Source organism: Banduia mediterranea, assembly GCF_031846245.1.
Taxonomy (GTDB): Bacteria; Pseudomonadota; Gammaproteobacteria; order Nevskiales; family Nevskiaceae; genus Banduia; species Banduia mediterranea.
On record NZ_JAVRIC010000003.1, the window covers coordinates 163,734 to 176,686 of the forward strand.

Below are 12,953 nucleotides of genomic sequence, written 5' to 3' on the forward strand. Positions count from 1 at the left end.
GCATGAGCGTGTTCGAATCGCAGGTGCGGCCGCAGTCGGAAGTCTTCGCGCGTCGCCGCGCGGCTATGCAGGAACTGATCGGGCAGGTGCAGCGGCTGGAGCAGCAGGTTCACCGCTGTTCGGAGCGAGCGCGTCCCCAGTTCGACCAGCGCGGGCAACTCCTGCCGCGCGAACGCCTCGCGCGCCTGCTCGATCCGGGGGCCAACTTCATCGAGCTGTCGACGCTCGCGGGCCTGGGGCAGCACGACGACGATGGCGTGGAGGAGGTCTACGGTGCCGGCATCATCACCGGCATCGGCCTGATCGCCGGCACGCGCTGCATGGTCTACGTCAACGACGCGGCCATCAAGGGCGGCACCAACATGCCGCAGGCCTACGACAAGCTCAAGCGCGCGCAGGAGATCGCGCTGCGCGCGCGGCTGCCCTTTGTCTCGCTGGTGCAGAGCGGCGGCGGCAATCTGTTCAAGCAGCATCTGGGCTTCAACCGTGCCGGCCACCGCTTCATGACCCAGGCGCGCTCGTCGGCGGCGGGCGTGCCGCAGATCACCGTGGTGCACGGCAACTCGACCGCCGGCGGTGCCTATATTCCCGGCATGTCGGACTACGTGGTGATGGTGCGCGGAAGGGCGCGCGCCTTCCTTGCCGGTCCGCCGCTGCTCAAGGCCGCCACGGGCGAAATCGCCGACGAGGAGACGCTGGGCGGCGCCGACATGCACGCGATGCAATCGGGCCTGGCCGAATTCGTGGCGGACGACGACGCCCAGGCCATCGAAATCGCGCGCGACCTGGTGCGCCAGCTGCGCTGGAACGAGCGCGTGCCGCCGCATCACGGCCGCGCGTTCGCGCAGCCGAGTCTGAACATCGACGAGCTCTGCGGCCTGGTACCCACGGACTACCGCGAGGCCTTCGACTGCCGCGAGATCATGGCGCGGCTGGTGGACGGCTCGGACCTCACCGAATTCAAGCCGTTGTATGACCCCTACACGATCTGCTGCTTTGCGGAGATTGGCGGCTGGCCGGTGGGGCTAATCGGCAACAACGGTCCCATCGACAACCACGGCGCGCAGAAGGCGGCGCAGTTCATCCAGCTGTGCTGCCAGGCCGGCAAGCCGATCATCTACCTCCAAAACACGACGGGATTCATCGTCGGCAAGGAGCCCGAAGCCGGCGGGATGATCAAGAACGGCGCCAAGCTCATCCAGGCCGTGTCCAACGCCACGGTGCCGCAGATCACGATCATCGTCGGCGCGTCCTACGGTGCCGGCAACTACGCGATGTGCGGGCGCTCCTTCGAGCCGCGCTTCCTGTTCGCCTGGCCCAATGCCCGCCTCGCGGTGATGGGTGGCGAGCAGGCGGCGACTGTGATGCATATCGTTGAGGAGAACAAGCAGCGCGCGCGCGGCCAGCCGCTGGACCGCGACAAGCTGGAACGCCAGAGCCTTGAGCTGCGGGCACTCTACGACGAGGTGTCCGGAGCGCTACAGTGCACGTCAAATGTCTGGGACGAGGGCATCATCGATCCGCGGCGTACCCGCAGTCTGCTGGTGGAACTCGTCGATATCTGCGTGCGCAACGAGGGTACGCGACTATGTCCCAACACCTTCGGGGTGGCGCGCCCCTGAGTAGCCGGCGGGCGGCGGACTTCAGCGTGTGATGCCGGGAAACTTAGCGTGAATCACGCGCCGCATGATGCCGAGCTACCCTCGTCCGCTTGCGGGAGTGGGGACCGCTCGCGACTGCGAGCGGTGGGTGAGGGCAACGGCCATGCCGCAGCAGTCTCATTCTGCGGGGTGGCGCTTGGTGGCCCATACCCGCGAACGTGATGACGATCGACAGCACGCTCGCGAACACCGGCCGCTCGCCGCCCCGCAGGCCCTGGGTGATCACCTGGCCCTGATCTGCCAGATCACCTGCTGCGCCTCGAAGAAGGCTCGAACTTGCCGGACGCGCAGGCTTATGTGCATCAGGTGCAGGAACGGGCCGAGGTCCAGCTGGAACAGCTCTTCGACCGCGCACGCGCGAAAGGCAAACTCGACGAAAGCCTCCAACCGGGGACTGCGGCGCTGGCGCTGCATGCCTACATGCTGGGCGTCTATTGCAGCTGGCTGCGTGCGCCGACGTCGTATTCCCTGGGGGATCAGGCCGCGAGCCTGCTGGGCGTGTTCTTCAACGGGCCGCTGCGCCGCAGTGCAGGTTCGCGGTCGCACGAAGCGGATTGCCAGTTCTCGTGCGGCCTTCAACATCGTAGCGGACCGGTCGCTGCAGGCAGCGCGCCCGCAAGCAGGCGAAAGTCCAGATCAGTGCGTTGTTGGACTCCGCACTCTGAATGACATATGATCCTTTCGATCAAATGGTGCTTGTATGTTTGTATAGGAAATGGAGATCAGTAAATGCCTCGTGCCCAGTTCGATGTCATCATCCTCGGTGCCGGACTGTCCGGAATCGGCGCTGCCTGCCACCTGAAGTCCAAGATTCCCGGCATCAGGCTGGCCATCCTGGAGCGCCGCGAGCGCATGGGCGGCACCTGGGATCTGTTCAAGTATCCCGGCATCCGCTCCGACTCGGACATGTTCACTCTCGGCTATGACTTCCGCCCGTGGACGGATACCAAGCTGCTCGCCGATGGACCTGCGATCCGGCAGTACATCGAAGATGCGGCCGAGGAATACGGCATACGCCGCGACATTCGTTTCGGGCACAAGATTACCCGGGTCAGCTGGTCTGGCAGCGACAAGCTGTGGACAGTGACCGCAGTCAAGGAAAACTCTCAGGACGAGGAAGCCTCGTTCACGGCCAGCTTCGTGTACGGCTGCACGGGCTACTATAAGTACGACAAGGGCTATACACCGGAATTTCCCGGAGTCGAACAGTTCAAGGGCGACGTCATCCATCCCCAGCACTGGCCGGAGAACTATGACTACAGCGGCAAGCGCGTCGTCGTCATCGGCAGCGGTGCGACGGCCGTTACGCTGGTGCCGTCGATGACCGACAAGGCTGCGCACGTCACCATGCTGCAGCGGTCCCCCAGCTACGTGGTGTCGGTACCGGAGCGCGACCTGATCACCGAGAAGCTTCGCAAAGTCCTCCCCGACTCGCTTACGTATCGCATGGCGCGCGTGCGCAACGTGGTGCTGCAGCGCGCGGTCTTCGACGTCTGCCGGCGTGCGCCCAAGACCATGCGGCGGGTGCTGCTGGCATCGGTGCGCAAGCAGCTCGGTCCGAACGTCGACTTCAGCCATTTCGAGCCTCGTTACAACCCCTGGGACGAGAGGATGTGCGCGGTACCCAAGGGCGATCTGTTCAAGGCCCTGCGCGACGGCAAGGCTTCGGTGGTAACCGACGGAATCGAGTCCATCACTCAGACCGGTATCCGGCTGAAGTCGGGCCGCGAACTCGAAGCCGACATCATCGTCACCGCCACCGGCCTGGATATGCAGCTGCTGGGCGGCGCCGAATACTACGTCGACGAGCGCAAGCTCGATCTGCACGAGACCCTGATGTACAAGGGCATCCTGCTGGAGGGCGTACCGAATTTCGCCTTGGTGTTCGGTTATACCAATGCGTCGTGGACGCTGAAGGCGAACATCGCCAATGCCTTTGTTGTCCGCGTGATCCGTCAGATGCGCCAGCTGGGCGCAGACACGGTGGTGCCGGAGGACGAGGAAGGCTGCGCCTCCGAGGAGAACTTCCTGAACCTGCGTTCGGGCTACATCCAGCGCGCCAATGACCGCTTGCCGCGACAGGGCACCAAGCAACCGTGGCAGAACCTGCAGAACTATCTGCTCGACGTGCCAGCCCTGCGCTTCGGCAGTCTGGACGATGGCGTGCTCAGGTTCTACCGGGACGGTCGCCGGGTCTCGCAGTCGCCTGTGCAGCGGGTGACGAGCCTGCTGGCAGCCTAGCTAGCTCGCTGGCGCGCCCCTCGGGTTTTCAGGGTCGCGCCTCGAACAGGCGCCGCGCGATGATGATGCGCTGTAGCTCGTTGGTGCCTTCGCCGATCGCCAGCAGCGGCGCGTCACGGTAGAGGCGTTCGATGCGCGCTTCGCGCGAATAGCCATAGGCCCCGTGGATGCGCAGGCACTCTGCAGAGTTTTCCATGGCCGCTTCGGTGGCGAACAGCTTGGCCATGCCCGATTCCAGGTCGCAGCGCCGGCCCTCGTCATAGGCGCGGGCGGCGGACTCCACCAGCAGGCGCGCGGCCTCCACGCGCGTGGCCATGTCGGCGAGCTTGATCTGGATCGCCTGGTGCTCGCCGATGGGCTTGCCGAAGGTCTTGCGCTGGCCGGCGTAGGAGAGCGCCTCCTCGAGTGCTGACCGCGCCACGCCCACGCCGCGCGCGGCGACGTTGATGCGGCCCAGCTCGAGGCCGCCGAGGATCTGCTGCAGACCGCGCCCCTCGACGCCGCCGATGAGCCGGGAGGCGGGGATGCGGTAGTCCTCGAATCGCATCTCCACCGTGTCGACACCGCGATAGCCGAGCTTGGGCAGCTTGCGCGGCACCGAGAATCCCGGGCCTTTTTCAGCAAGGAACAGGCTCATGCCGCGGTGACGCGGGTCGGCCTGCGGATCGGTCTTGACCAGCAGCGCGAAGCAGTTGCCGTGCAGGCCGTTGGTGATCCAGGTCTTGGCGCCGTTGACGAGGTAATCCTCACCATCGCGCCGTGCCACGGTGCGGATGGCCTGCAGATCGCTGCCGCAATCCGGCTCGGTGAGCGCGATGCCGCCACGCAGTTCGCCGCAGGCCAAGCGGGGCAGGAACTCGTCCCTCTGCGCGTCGGTGCCGTAGCGCAGCACGGCGGCGGCCATGATCAGATGCGAGTTGATTACGCCGGACAGCGACATCCACTCGGCGGCAATGGCCTCGATCAGCCGCGCATAAGTCCGCACCTTGAGGCCGAGGCCACCGTAGGACTCCGGGATGATGGCGCCGAACAGGCCCATTTCGCGCATCTGTTCGACGATCGCTTCCGGGTACTCGTCGGCCTGCTCAAGGCGGATGGCGACCGGACGTACCTCGCGGGTGAGAAATCGCTCGACAGCCGTAATCAGAGCATCGTCTTCATAGGGTGCTTCCGAGGCATTCATATCCGGGCCTCACATGCGGAAGATGCCGTAGCGCTGTTCAGCAGGCGCCACGTTGGCCGCGCAGGACAGCGCGATGCCAAGCGCGTTGCGGGTGTCGGTGGGGTCGAGCACGCCGTCGTCCAGGCAGCGCGCGGAGTACCACAGCGTGGATGTCTCGCGTTCGCACTTTTCGCGCGTACGGCGGCGCAGCTCGGCCACTTCCTCGTCGCCGGCGTCCGGGCGCTCGCGGCGCAGCTGGCGCAGCTTGACGTCGGCCAGCGTGTTGCCGGCCTGCTCCGGTCCCATCACGCCCATCTTGGCCTGCGGCCACGAGAAGATCATGCGCGGATCCCAGGAGCGTCCGCACATGCCGTAGTAGCCGGCACCGAAGGCACCGCTGGTGATCACGGTGAATTTGGGCACTTCCGAGCCGGCCTGGGCCATGAGCATCTTGGCGCCGTCCTTGGTGATGCCGCGCTCCTCGTACTGGCGGCCGATCATGTAGCCGGTGGTGTTCTGCAGGAAGATCAGCGGCGTGCCGATTTGGTTGCAGATCTGGATGAAGTGCGCGGCCTTGAGCGAGCTGTCGGAGAACAGCACGCCGTTGTTGCCGAGGATGCCGACCTTGCAGCCCCACAGCCGCGCCCAGCCGCAGACCAGCGTCGGGCCGTAGGCCGGCTGGTATTCCTGGAACAGGCTGCCGTCGACCATGCGCGCGATCACCTCGCGCATGTCGAACTGCGTCTTGTAGTCCACCGGCACGATGCCGTACAGCTCGCGCGGGTCGTAGTAAGGCGCTTCCGGCGCGACCCAGTCGAAGTGCTTTGTCGGCTGCGAGAAGTTGGCGACGAGGGCGCGGGCCAGCGCGATGCCTTCCTCCTCGCTGTCCACCGGGTAGTCGGCGGTGCCGGAGACGGAGGTGTGCATGTCTGCGCCGCCGAGCGCGTCCACCGTCACTTCCTCGCCGGTGGCCGCCTTCACCAGCGGCGGGCCGCCGAGGAAGATCGCGCCGGTGCCGCGCACCATGATCGTGTGCTCGCACAGCGCCGGCACGTAGGCGCCACCCGCGGTGCAGTGGCCGAGCACCACCGCCACCTGCGGGATGCCGAGCTTGGACAGCATGCACTGCTGGCGGAACACGCGGCCGCCCATGACGTAGACGCCCGAGAGGTCTTCCAGGTAGCCGCCCGCACTGTCGCACAGGTGCACCATCGGCAGGCGGTTCTCGATGGCGATCTCCATCGCACGGATGATCTTGGGCGCGGACATCGGGTACCAGGCGCCGCCCTTGTTACTGGAATCGTCGGCGTGGATCATCACCTCGCGTCCGCTGACGATACCGACGCCGGAAACCACGTTGGCACCCGGCGCCTCGCCGTTGAACTGATCGTAGGCAGCGATGCTGGACAGCTCCAGGAATGGCGTGCCGGGATCGAGCAGCAGGTCCAGGCGCTCGCGCAGCAGCAGCTTGTTCTGCTTGCGCAGGCGCTCGATGTCGCGCGCCGGTCGCTCGTGGCGCACGCGGTCCTGCAGGGCCTTGAAGTCGCCGCAGATGCGCTGCATGGCGACGCTGTTGGCGCGAAATGTCGGCGAGGCCGGCGACACACGGGTTTCGAGACGCCGCATCATGCCTGCGTCTCCTTGTCGGCGAAGCGCAACAGCGCGGCCTTGACGGGAACGGTCTGCCCCGGCGCACACAGCACCTCGGCGATCTCGCCGTCGTGCGGCGCGGTGATAGTGACTTCGAGTTTCATGCTTTCCATGGTCAGCAGAACCTGGCCGGCCTCGACGGCGTCTCCGGGCTGGACCTGCACGGTGAGGATGGTGCCAGGCATCGGTGAGAGGGTGCTGTCGCCGCCGCCGGCGCCGCGCGCGGCCAGGGCGTCGAGCGGGTTGATGCGGTGCAGGGCGTAGGCGCGGCCGTCAACGTGAATCCAGATGTGGTCGCCGTGCTGCGCGATGTGCACCTCGCGGCGTTCTTCGCCGGCACGCACGCGGTGGCGGCCGTCGCCGAGTGCCTCAATGGCGCAGGCAAAGCGGCGCTCGCCAGTCTGGAGTTCGTAGCCGTCCGCAGTGCGCAGCAGTGCGCAGGGATGCTCGCGGTCTTCTAGCGCGATGATCTTTTTCATGGTCTTCGGATCTCCTCCTGCTTCAATTGCGCCAGGGGCCCATGGCGGCGTAGATCGCCGGCACGGACGCGGCGGCGTCCAACATCTGGCGATCACTCAGCGCGGCGGCGGCGAGCAGGATGTCGGTGGGCACGGTCTCGTCCTTGCCCGACAGCGCGGCGGCTTCCTGCTCCAGAAACGCGGTGGTGTAGTCGCCCGAGGCAAAGCGCGGATGCGCGAGGATGCGGTCGAGGTAGGCGATGTTGGTGGTCAGGCCCAGCAGCACGGTGTCGCGCAGCGCCTGGCGCGCGCGGGCAATGGCCTCGGCACGGTCGCGGCCGTGCACGATCAGCTTGGACAGCAGCGGGTCGAAATCCGTACCCACGGTCTGGCCCTCGTGCACGCCGCTGTCCACGCGCACGCCGGGGCCGGTGGCCTCGCGCAGAAGGTGGATGCGGCCGGTGGCCGGCACGAATCCCGCCGCCGGATCCTCGGCGCAGATGCGCAGCTCGATGGAATGGCCGCGGTGGACGATGTCGGCCTGCGCGTAGCCCAAGGCTGCGCCCTCGGCCACGCGCAGCTGCTCGGCCACCAGGTCGAAGCCCGTCACCATCTCGGTGACCGGGTGCTCGACTTGCAGGCGCGTGTTCATCTCCAGGAAATAGAACTCGCCGTCGGCGCCGTAGATGAACTCGACCGTCCCCGCGCCGACGTAGCCGGCGGCCTTGGCGATACCGACGGCGGCTTCGCAGATGCTCTTGCGCTTCTCCGGGTTCAGCACCGGCGAGGGGGTTTCCTCCACGATCTTCTGGAAGCGGCGCTGCACCGAGCACTCGCGTTCGCCGAAGTGCACGACGTTGCCGTGAATGTCGCCGAACACCTGCACCTCGATGTGGCGCGGCCGCTCGACGTAGCGTTCCACAAACAGCCGCCCGTCGCCGAAGTAGCGCTCGCCCTCGCGCCGCGCCGTGGCCAACTCGGCCTCCAGCGTCGCCGCCTCGCGCACGATGCGCATACCCTTGCCGCCGCCGCCCGCTGCGGGCTTGATCAGGATGGGCAGATCCACCGCCAGCGCGCGCTTGGCAAACGTCGCCGGGTCATCGGCCTCCACTGCGCTGGGCGCGACCGGAAAGCCGCGCTCGACCACGAAGTTGCGCGCGCGGATCTTGTCGCCCATCAGTTCGATGGCCTCGGCCGTGGGGCCGACGAAGCGGATGCCGGCCTCGGCCAGCCCGCGTGCCAGCGCGGCGTTCTCGGAAAGAAAGCCGTAGCCCGGATGCACCGCGTCCGCGCCCCACTCGCGTGCGGCACGGACGATCTCCGCGACATTCAGATAGGCGACGACAGGCGTTGGCCCCTCGATCGGCAGGCAGTCGTCGGCCAGACGCGGCGCGGTGCCGCCTTCCTCGGCCGGGTGCCGGACGATGGCAGTGGTGATGCCGCGGGCCCGCGCGGTGCGCAGGATGCGTGCTGCAATCTCGCCGCGGTTGGCGACGAGCAGGCGCCGGATGGGCTTCAAGGCAGAAGTCGTACTCATTCGAAGCTCAGCGAAGCGGGTACCATGACGGGATGGTCGAGCAGCATCTGAGCAAAGGCCTTGCCCTGCGGGTCGATGCGGATGGAGGCGATGCCGCCGCCGCCGAGCGCGCGCTCCAGCAGGAAGTTCAGGCCGTGCACGCCGGGCATGTCCCAGCGGTGCACCGGGCCTTCGCAGAGGTGGGCGAACCAGCCGGCCACGGCCTCGGGCGTGAGCGCGGCACGGATGTAGGGCAGGTATTCAGGACGGCGCGCGAGCACACCGATGTTGGCGGAGTCGCCCTTGTCGCCGCTGCGCGCCCAGGCCAGGCGCAGCAGTGGCACTTCGCGCGAGCCGCCCTCAAAGGCATCGGCGGCCGGCAGCGGCCCGGAGACGACGGGCAGGGTGGCAGGGTCGTAGCGCTCGCCGCTCATCTGCGGGCAGGCGATGGCCTGGCCGTCCAGCTCCAGGCGTACCGGGATGCGCGACTTGTCCCACAGGTAGGAGAACAGCCGCACCACCGGCTGCACCTTGGGCCGGCCGCCGACGAAGCCGGTGATGGCCGGCGCGGTGGCCAGCGCCATTGGCGCCATCTCGCGCGAGAAGATCTCCAGCGCGTCCTTGCTGGAGTGGCGCACGCCCATCTTGACCATCACCTCGCGGGTGACGGCGCGCGCGTGCGGGCCGTAGGTGGCTTCAGCGCCGAGCACTTCCGTGCAGGTCTCGGTGAAGTCGTCCAGGCCGCGTTCGGCGAACAGGCGCCGGCAGCGCGTGTACAGCGCCTCGGCCACGCGCTCGCCTTTCTGCTGGGCGTCGACACCGCCGATCATCAGCATGGCGATGGCGCGGAAGCCGTCGGCATAAGTCGCGCTGACCTTGCACTGCGTGGTGGCCGGTCCGCCGCGCGCGCCGCTGACGCGCACGCGGTTGTCGCCGGCCTGCTCCAGCCGCACTTGGGTGAAGTCGCAGCGCACGTCCGGCAGCAGGTAGGCGCGTGGATCGCCGATCTCGTAGACCATCTGCTCGCCGACGGTGGAGGGCACGATCAGGCCGCCGGTACCGGGCGGCTTTTCCACCACGAAGCTGCCGTCGGGCTCGCACACCGCGATCGGAAAGCCCATGTTGTCCCAGCCCGGCACGCGGTGCCAGTCGGTGTAGTTGCCGCCCGTGGTCTGGGTGCCGCACTCGATGATATGGCCGGCGAGGCTGCCCTGGGCCAGCCGGTCGTAATCCGTCGACTCCCAGCCGAAGGCGCTGATCAGTGGGCCGAGCACCACCGCGCTGTCCACGCAGCGGCCGGTCACAACGATGTCGGCGCCGGCGTCGAGCGCAGCAGCAATGGGAAAGGCGCCCAGATAGGCGTTGGCGCTCATCAGGCGCGCCGGCAGATCGGCGCCTGAAAACATCTCGCGCACGCCGGCTGCGCGCATGGCCTCGACCTGCGGCATCAGGTCATCACCGGTCACTGCGGCGATTTTAAGCGTAAGGCCTTCAGCCCTGGCGGCCTCGGCGAGGGCTTGCCGGCAGGCGCCGGGGTTCACGCCGCCCGCGTTGCTCACCACGCGGATGCCGCGTTCCTTGAGTTGGCGCAGAAGTGGGCGCAGCGTGGTGACGAAGTCGGGCGCGTAGCCGGCCGCCGGGTCCTTGGCCTTGGCACGGGTCAGCAGCGACATCGTGATTTCGGCCAGATAGTCGAAGACCAGGAAGTCGAGCTTGCCGCCGTGCACCAACTGGGTGGCCGCATACTCGGTATCGCCCCAGAAGCCGGAAGCGCAGCCGATGCGCAGAGAAGTGCGGGTCATAGGGTCGTATCTCCGGAGGTGGAGGCCGCTCCGCGCGGCCAGAAAATGCGCCAGATGCCCTTGGCCGTGGCGCAGACTTCGCCTTGGTCGTTGAGCAGTTCGCCTTCGGCGAAGGCGGTACCGCGGCCCACGCGCAACACGCGACCGGCGGCCTTGAACGCGCTGCCGCGAGCGGCCGTCAGGTAGGTGATGTCGAGATTGATCGTCACCTGTGAATAACCAGCGAGATCGGCGCCAGCCGCCCGCAGCTGCGGCATCTGGGCTGACACGATCGCGTAGCCCAGTGCGCCGTCGAACATGTAGGAAATGACGCCACCGTTGATGGCGTCCGGCGGGCCGCCGGCACCGCGCTGGGCCGGGGTCGGGTTTCTCAGGAACAGGGCGACCTCGCCAGTTGAAACCTCCTCTGAGGTCAGCCCTTGGGCGGTCATGAAGGGACTGGCGTCCCAGTTGTCTTTGAACAAATACGGGGCCACTGCGGGAGAGGTGTCGTTCGGCATGGGAGCTTGTGGAAAATTCAGGTCAATAGGAGCGGGGCAGTCCGAGGACGTGCTCGCCGATGTAGTTTAGGATCATTTCGTTGTTGACGGACGCCACGCGCATGAGCCGGGCAAACGGCCATTGGGCTCGGTCACGCCGAAGCACATCCTGGCTTCGCCGGTAGCCGTGGGTGTGACGAACTTGCGGATCTGCTCGGGCGTACCGTGCCGGACTATCGGCATGCGCGCGAAGCTGCCGAGCACGAAGAACAGCGAGATGATGCCGGCGCGGGCGGTGTCGGGTGATGCGACGCGTCAGGCCCTCCGCTGCTTCGCGGACGGCGGCGTTGGTGTCTTCGCTCATCCTGGTCTCTCCTGCGGCGGGCTGTATATCTTGTGCTCAGGCCGGCTCGAACTGCGGAATCCGGAATCCGCTGCCGCGTGTTTCGAAACACAGCTTCAGCGCCATGCCGATCCGAACGGATTCCGGCGGACAGTTGAGGATGTTGGCCATCATCCGCGGCCCTTCTTCCAGTTCCACGATCGCCAGAACGTAGGGGCAGTCGTCCTTGAACGCGGCGTAGGGAGGCTGATAGACGATGCTGTAGCTGTAGAGCGTGCCGCGGCCGCTGGCCTTCTCCCAGGCCGGGTCCGGGGAGTAGTCGTAGGGGCTCCAGCGGCGCGGATAGAGGAAGGCCTTGCCGGTGCCGCGGCAGCGCTGGATCATCAGCTCGCCGCGCTGTGCGGCCTCCCAGTAGGGGCGGGCGTCGGGCAGGACTTCGGGGACGGGCTTTCCGGTGGCGCTCATGACTGGTTCGAGAGGATCAGTGTGGCGTGTTCGGACATCATGCCGCCGTAGCAGTGGACGATGCCGGTGCGGGCGCCGGGGAGTTGGCGCTGGCCGGCGTCGCCCATCAGTTGGCGGGCGGCCTCGACGATCATGGTCTGCCCGGACGCGTCGCCGACATGTCCGAAGGACATCAGGCCGCCATAGGTGTTCACTGGAAACTCGCCGCCCGGCCCCGTCCGACCGCCCTCGAAGAACCGCCCGCCCTCACCCTTGCGGCAGAAGCCGAGATCCTCGGCGTAGATGATGGGATTGATGCTGAAGGAGTCGTACAGCTGCGCGAAATCCATGTCCTTTGGCGTCAGCCCGGCCATGCGGTAGGCGCGCGCCGAAGTGTCGTGCGAGCCTAGCGTCGTCAGGCTCGTGGCTTGACTGATGCTGGCGTGGGTGTGCTTCTCACCATAGCCGAGCAGATAGCAGGGCTGCGAATGGAAGCGCTTGGCATTCTCCGGGCTGGTCACGAGCACGGCCGAGCCGCCCTCGCTCGGTACCGAGCAGTCGAACAGGTTGAACGGGTAGGCAATGGGTCGCGAGGACAACACCTGGTCGACGCTCAGCGGACCCTGCGGCGCCATCAGCGCATCCGGATGCAGCAGCGACCATTCGCGCTGTGACACCGCCACCTGGGCAAGCTGTTCACGCGTGGTGCCGAACTCGTGCATGTGACGCACGGCGGCGAGCGCGAAGATCGGCGGGATGTAGGTGCCGTACGGATACTCGAACTGGGGATGGCTGATGAGCTTGCTCATCAGCTCGGAAATGCCGCTGCCCACGTTCGGGAACCGGCCGGCGCCCAGGCACAGCACCGAGTCGCACAGGCCCTGGCCGATCGCCAAGGCCGCCCGGATCAGCATCAGCGCATAGGTTCCCCCGCCGGCGTTGATCGCCTCGCTGAAGGTCGGCTGGATGCCGAGTTCCTCGGACAGCTTTTCATGCGCGAAGACGTCGACCTCGGTGGCGGCCATGCCGACCGGCGCCGACAGCAGGCCCTGGATGTCCTGCGGACGCAGCTTCCACTCGCTCAGGAACTGGCCGAGCACCTGCCGGTACATTTCCATCCCGTCGTACTGCGGATAGCGGCCCGGCTTCATCTCCGAAACTGCGACGATGGCGGCAAGTGGCTTCATGCCTGCGGCC

At 67.0% G+C, this 12,953-nt stretch carries 12 protein-coding genes; 3 read left to right on the forward strand and 9 right to left on the reverse strand.

Annotated features, from left to right (window positions below; genetic code table 11):
- Positions 1-2: 2 nt before the first annotated feature.
- The 3 genes from RM530_RS03380 to RM530_RS03390 all read left to right on the forward strand — a co-directional run bounded on the left by RM530_RS03380 (position 3) and on the right by RM530_RS03390 (position 3,902).
- On the forward strand, positions 3-1,622 hold the full coding sequence (locus RM530_RS03380) for an acyl-CoA carboxylase subunit beta (RefSeq protein ID WP_311363797.1): 1,620 nt from the start codon (positions 3-5) through the stop codon (positions 1,620-1,622).
- Between the two features lie 345 nt (positions 1,623-1,967).
- Positions 1,968-2,330 (forward strand): TetR family transcriptional regulator C-terminal domain-containing protein, encoded by a 363-nt coding sequence (locus RM530_RS18925; RefSeq protein ID WP_432276074.1) that lies wholly within the window; start codon positions 1,968-1,970, stop codon positions 2,328-2,330.
- A 60-nt stretch (positions 2,331-2,390) separates the two neighbouring features.
- Positions 2,391-3,902, forward strand: a complete 1,512-nt coding sequence (locus tag RM530_RS03390; protein WP_311363799.1) for a flavin-containing monooxygenase — start codon at positions 2,391-2,393, stop codon at positions 3,900-3,902.
- Positions 3,903-3,930: 28 nt separating this feature from the next.
- Here RM530_RS03390 and RM530_RS03395 read toward each other — a convergent pair whose 3' ends face one another.
- The 9 genes from RM530_RS03395 to RM530_RS03435 are packed head-to-tail and all read right to left on the reverse strand — an operon-like array spanning position 3,931 to position 12,943.
- Positions 3,931-5,085, reverse strand: coding sequence for an acyl-CoA dehydrogenase family protein (locus RM530_RS03395; RefSeq protein ID WP_311363800.1), 1,155 nt, complete (start codon positions 5,083-5,085; stop codon positions 3,931-3,933).
- 9 nt (positions 5,086-5,094) lie between these two features.
- Positions 5,095-6,690: an acyl-CoA carboxylase subunit beta gene (locus RM530_RS03400; protein WP_349256166.1), complete on the reverse strand. Its 1,596-nt coding sequence runs from the start codon at positions 6,688-6,690 to the stop codon at positions 5,095-5,097.
- Positions 6,690-7,193 carry an acyl-CoA carboxylase biotin carboxyl carrier protein subunit gene (locus RM530_RS03405; RefSeq protein WP_311363802.1) on the reverse strand — a complete coding sequence of 168 codons (504 nt, stop codon included), beginning with the start codon at positions 7,191-7,193 and terminating at the stop codon, positions 6,690-6,692. The genes RM530_RS03400 and RM530_RS03405 overlap by 1 nt, the downstream gene beginning before the upstream one ends.
- A gap of 22 nt (positions 7,194-7,215) precedes the next feature.
- Complete coding sequence (locus RM530_RS03410; RefSeq protein WP_349256158.1) at positions 7,216-8,709, reverse strand: acetyl-CoA carboxylase biotin carboxylase subunit; 1,494 nt, start codon at positions 8,707-8,709, stop codon at positions 7,216-7,218.
- Entirely contained in the window at positions 8,706-10,490 is a 1,785-nt protein-coding gene (locus RM530_RS03415; RefSeq protein ID WP_311363804.1) for an acyclic terpene utilization AtuA family protein, read from the reverse strand. Before RM530_RS03415 ends, RM530_RS03410 begins: the two co-directional genes overlap by 4 nt.
- On the reverse strand, positions 10,487-10,990 hold the full coding sequence (locus RM530_RS03420; protein WP_311363805.1) for a PaaI family thioesterase: 504 nt from the start codon (positions 10,988-10,990) through the stop codon (positions 10,487-10,489). The genes RM530_RS03415 and RM530_RS03420 overlap by 4 nt, the downstream gene beginning before the upstream one ends.
- A gap of 22 nt (positions 10,991-11,012) precedes the next feature.
- Complete coding sequence (locus tag RM530_RS03425) at positions 11,013-11,333, reverse strand: hypothetical protein (protein ID WP_311363806.1); 321 nt, start codon at positions 11,331-11,333, stop codon at positions 11,013-11,015.
- Positions 11,334-11,369: 36 nt separating this feature from the next.
- Positions 11,370-11,777, reverse strand: a complete 408-nt coding sequence (locus tag RM530_RS03430; RefSeq protein WP_311363807.1) for a Zn-ribbon domain-containing OB-fold protein — start codon at positions 11,775-11,777, stop codon at positions 11,370-11,372.
- The gene (locus RM530_RS03435; protein WP_311363808.1) at positions 11,774-12,943 is read right to left on the reverse strand and encodes a thiolase C-terminal domain-containing protein; all 1,170 of its coding nucleotides are present in this window, start codon (positions 12,941-12,943) and stop codon (positions 11,774-11,776) included. The genes RM530_RS03430 and RM530_RS03435 overlap by 4 nt, the downstream gene beginning before the upstream one ends.
- Positions 12,944-12,953: the final 10 nt, after the last annotated feature.

Coding starts and splice junctions, on each gene's coding strand:
- RM530_RS03380 (WP_311363797.1), top strand. CDS start 3: ATGAGCGTGTTCGAATCGCAGGTGCGGCCGCAGTCGGAAGTCTTCGCG.
- RM530_RS03390 (WP_311363799.1), top strand. CDS start 2,391: ATGCCTCGTGCCCAGTTCGATGTCATCATCCTCGGTGCCGGACTGTCC.
- RM530_RS03395 (WP_311363800.1), bottom strand. CDS start 5,085: ATGAATGCCTCGGAAGCACCCTATGAAGACGATGCTCTGATTACGGCT.
- RM530_RS03400 (WP_349256166.1), bottom strand. CDS start 6,690: ATGCGGCGTCTCGAAACCCGTGTGTCGCCGGCCTCGCCGACATTTCGC.
- RM530_RS03405 (WP_311363802.1), bottom strand. CDS start 7,193: ATGAAAAAGATCATCGCGCTAGAAGACCGCGAGCATCCCTGCGCACTG.
- RM530_RS03410 (WP_349256158.1), bottom strand. CDS start 8,709: ATGAGTACGACTTCTGCCTTGAAGCCCATCCGGCGCCTGCTCGTCGCC.
- RM530_RS03415 (WP_311363804.1), bottom strand. CDS start 10,490: ATGACCCGCACTTCTCTGCGCATCGGCTGCGCTTCCGGCTTCTGGGGC.
- RM530_RS03420 (WP_311363805.1), bottom strand. CDS start 10,990: ATGCCGAACGACACCTCTCCCGCAGTGGCCCCGTATTTGTTCAAAGAC.
- RM530_RS03425 (WP_311363806.1), bottom strand. CDS start 11,333: ATGAGCGAAGACACCAACGCCGCCGTCCGCGAAGCAGCGGAGGGCCTG.
- RM530_RS03430 (WP_311363807.1), bottom strand. CDS start 11,777: ATGAGCGCCACCGGAAAGCCCGTCCCCGAAGTCCTGCCCGACGCCCGC.
- RM530_RS03435 (WP_311363808.1), bottom strand. CDS start 12,943: ATGAAGCCACTTGCCGCCATCGTCGCAGTTTCGGAGATGAAGCCGGGC.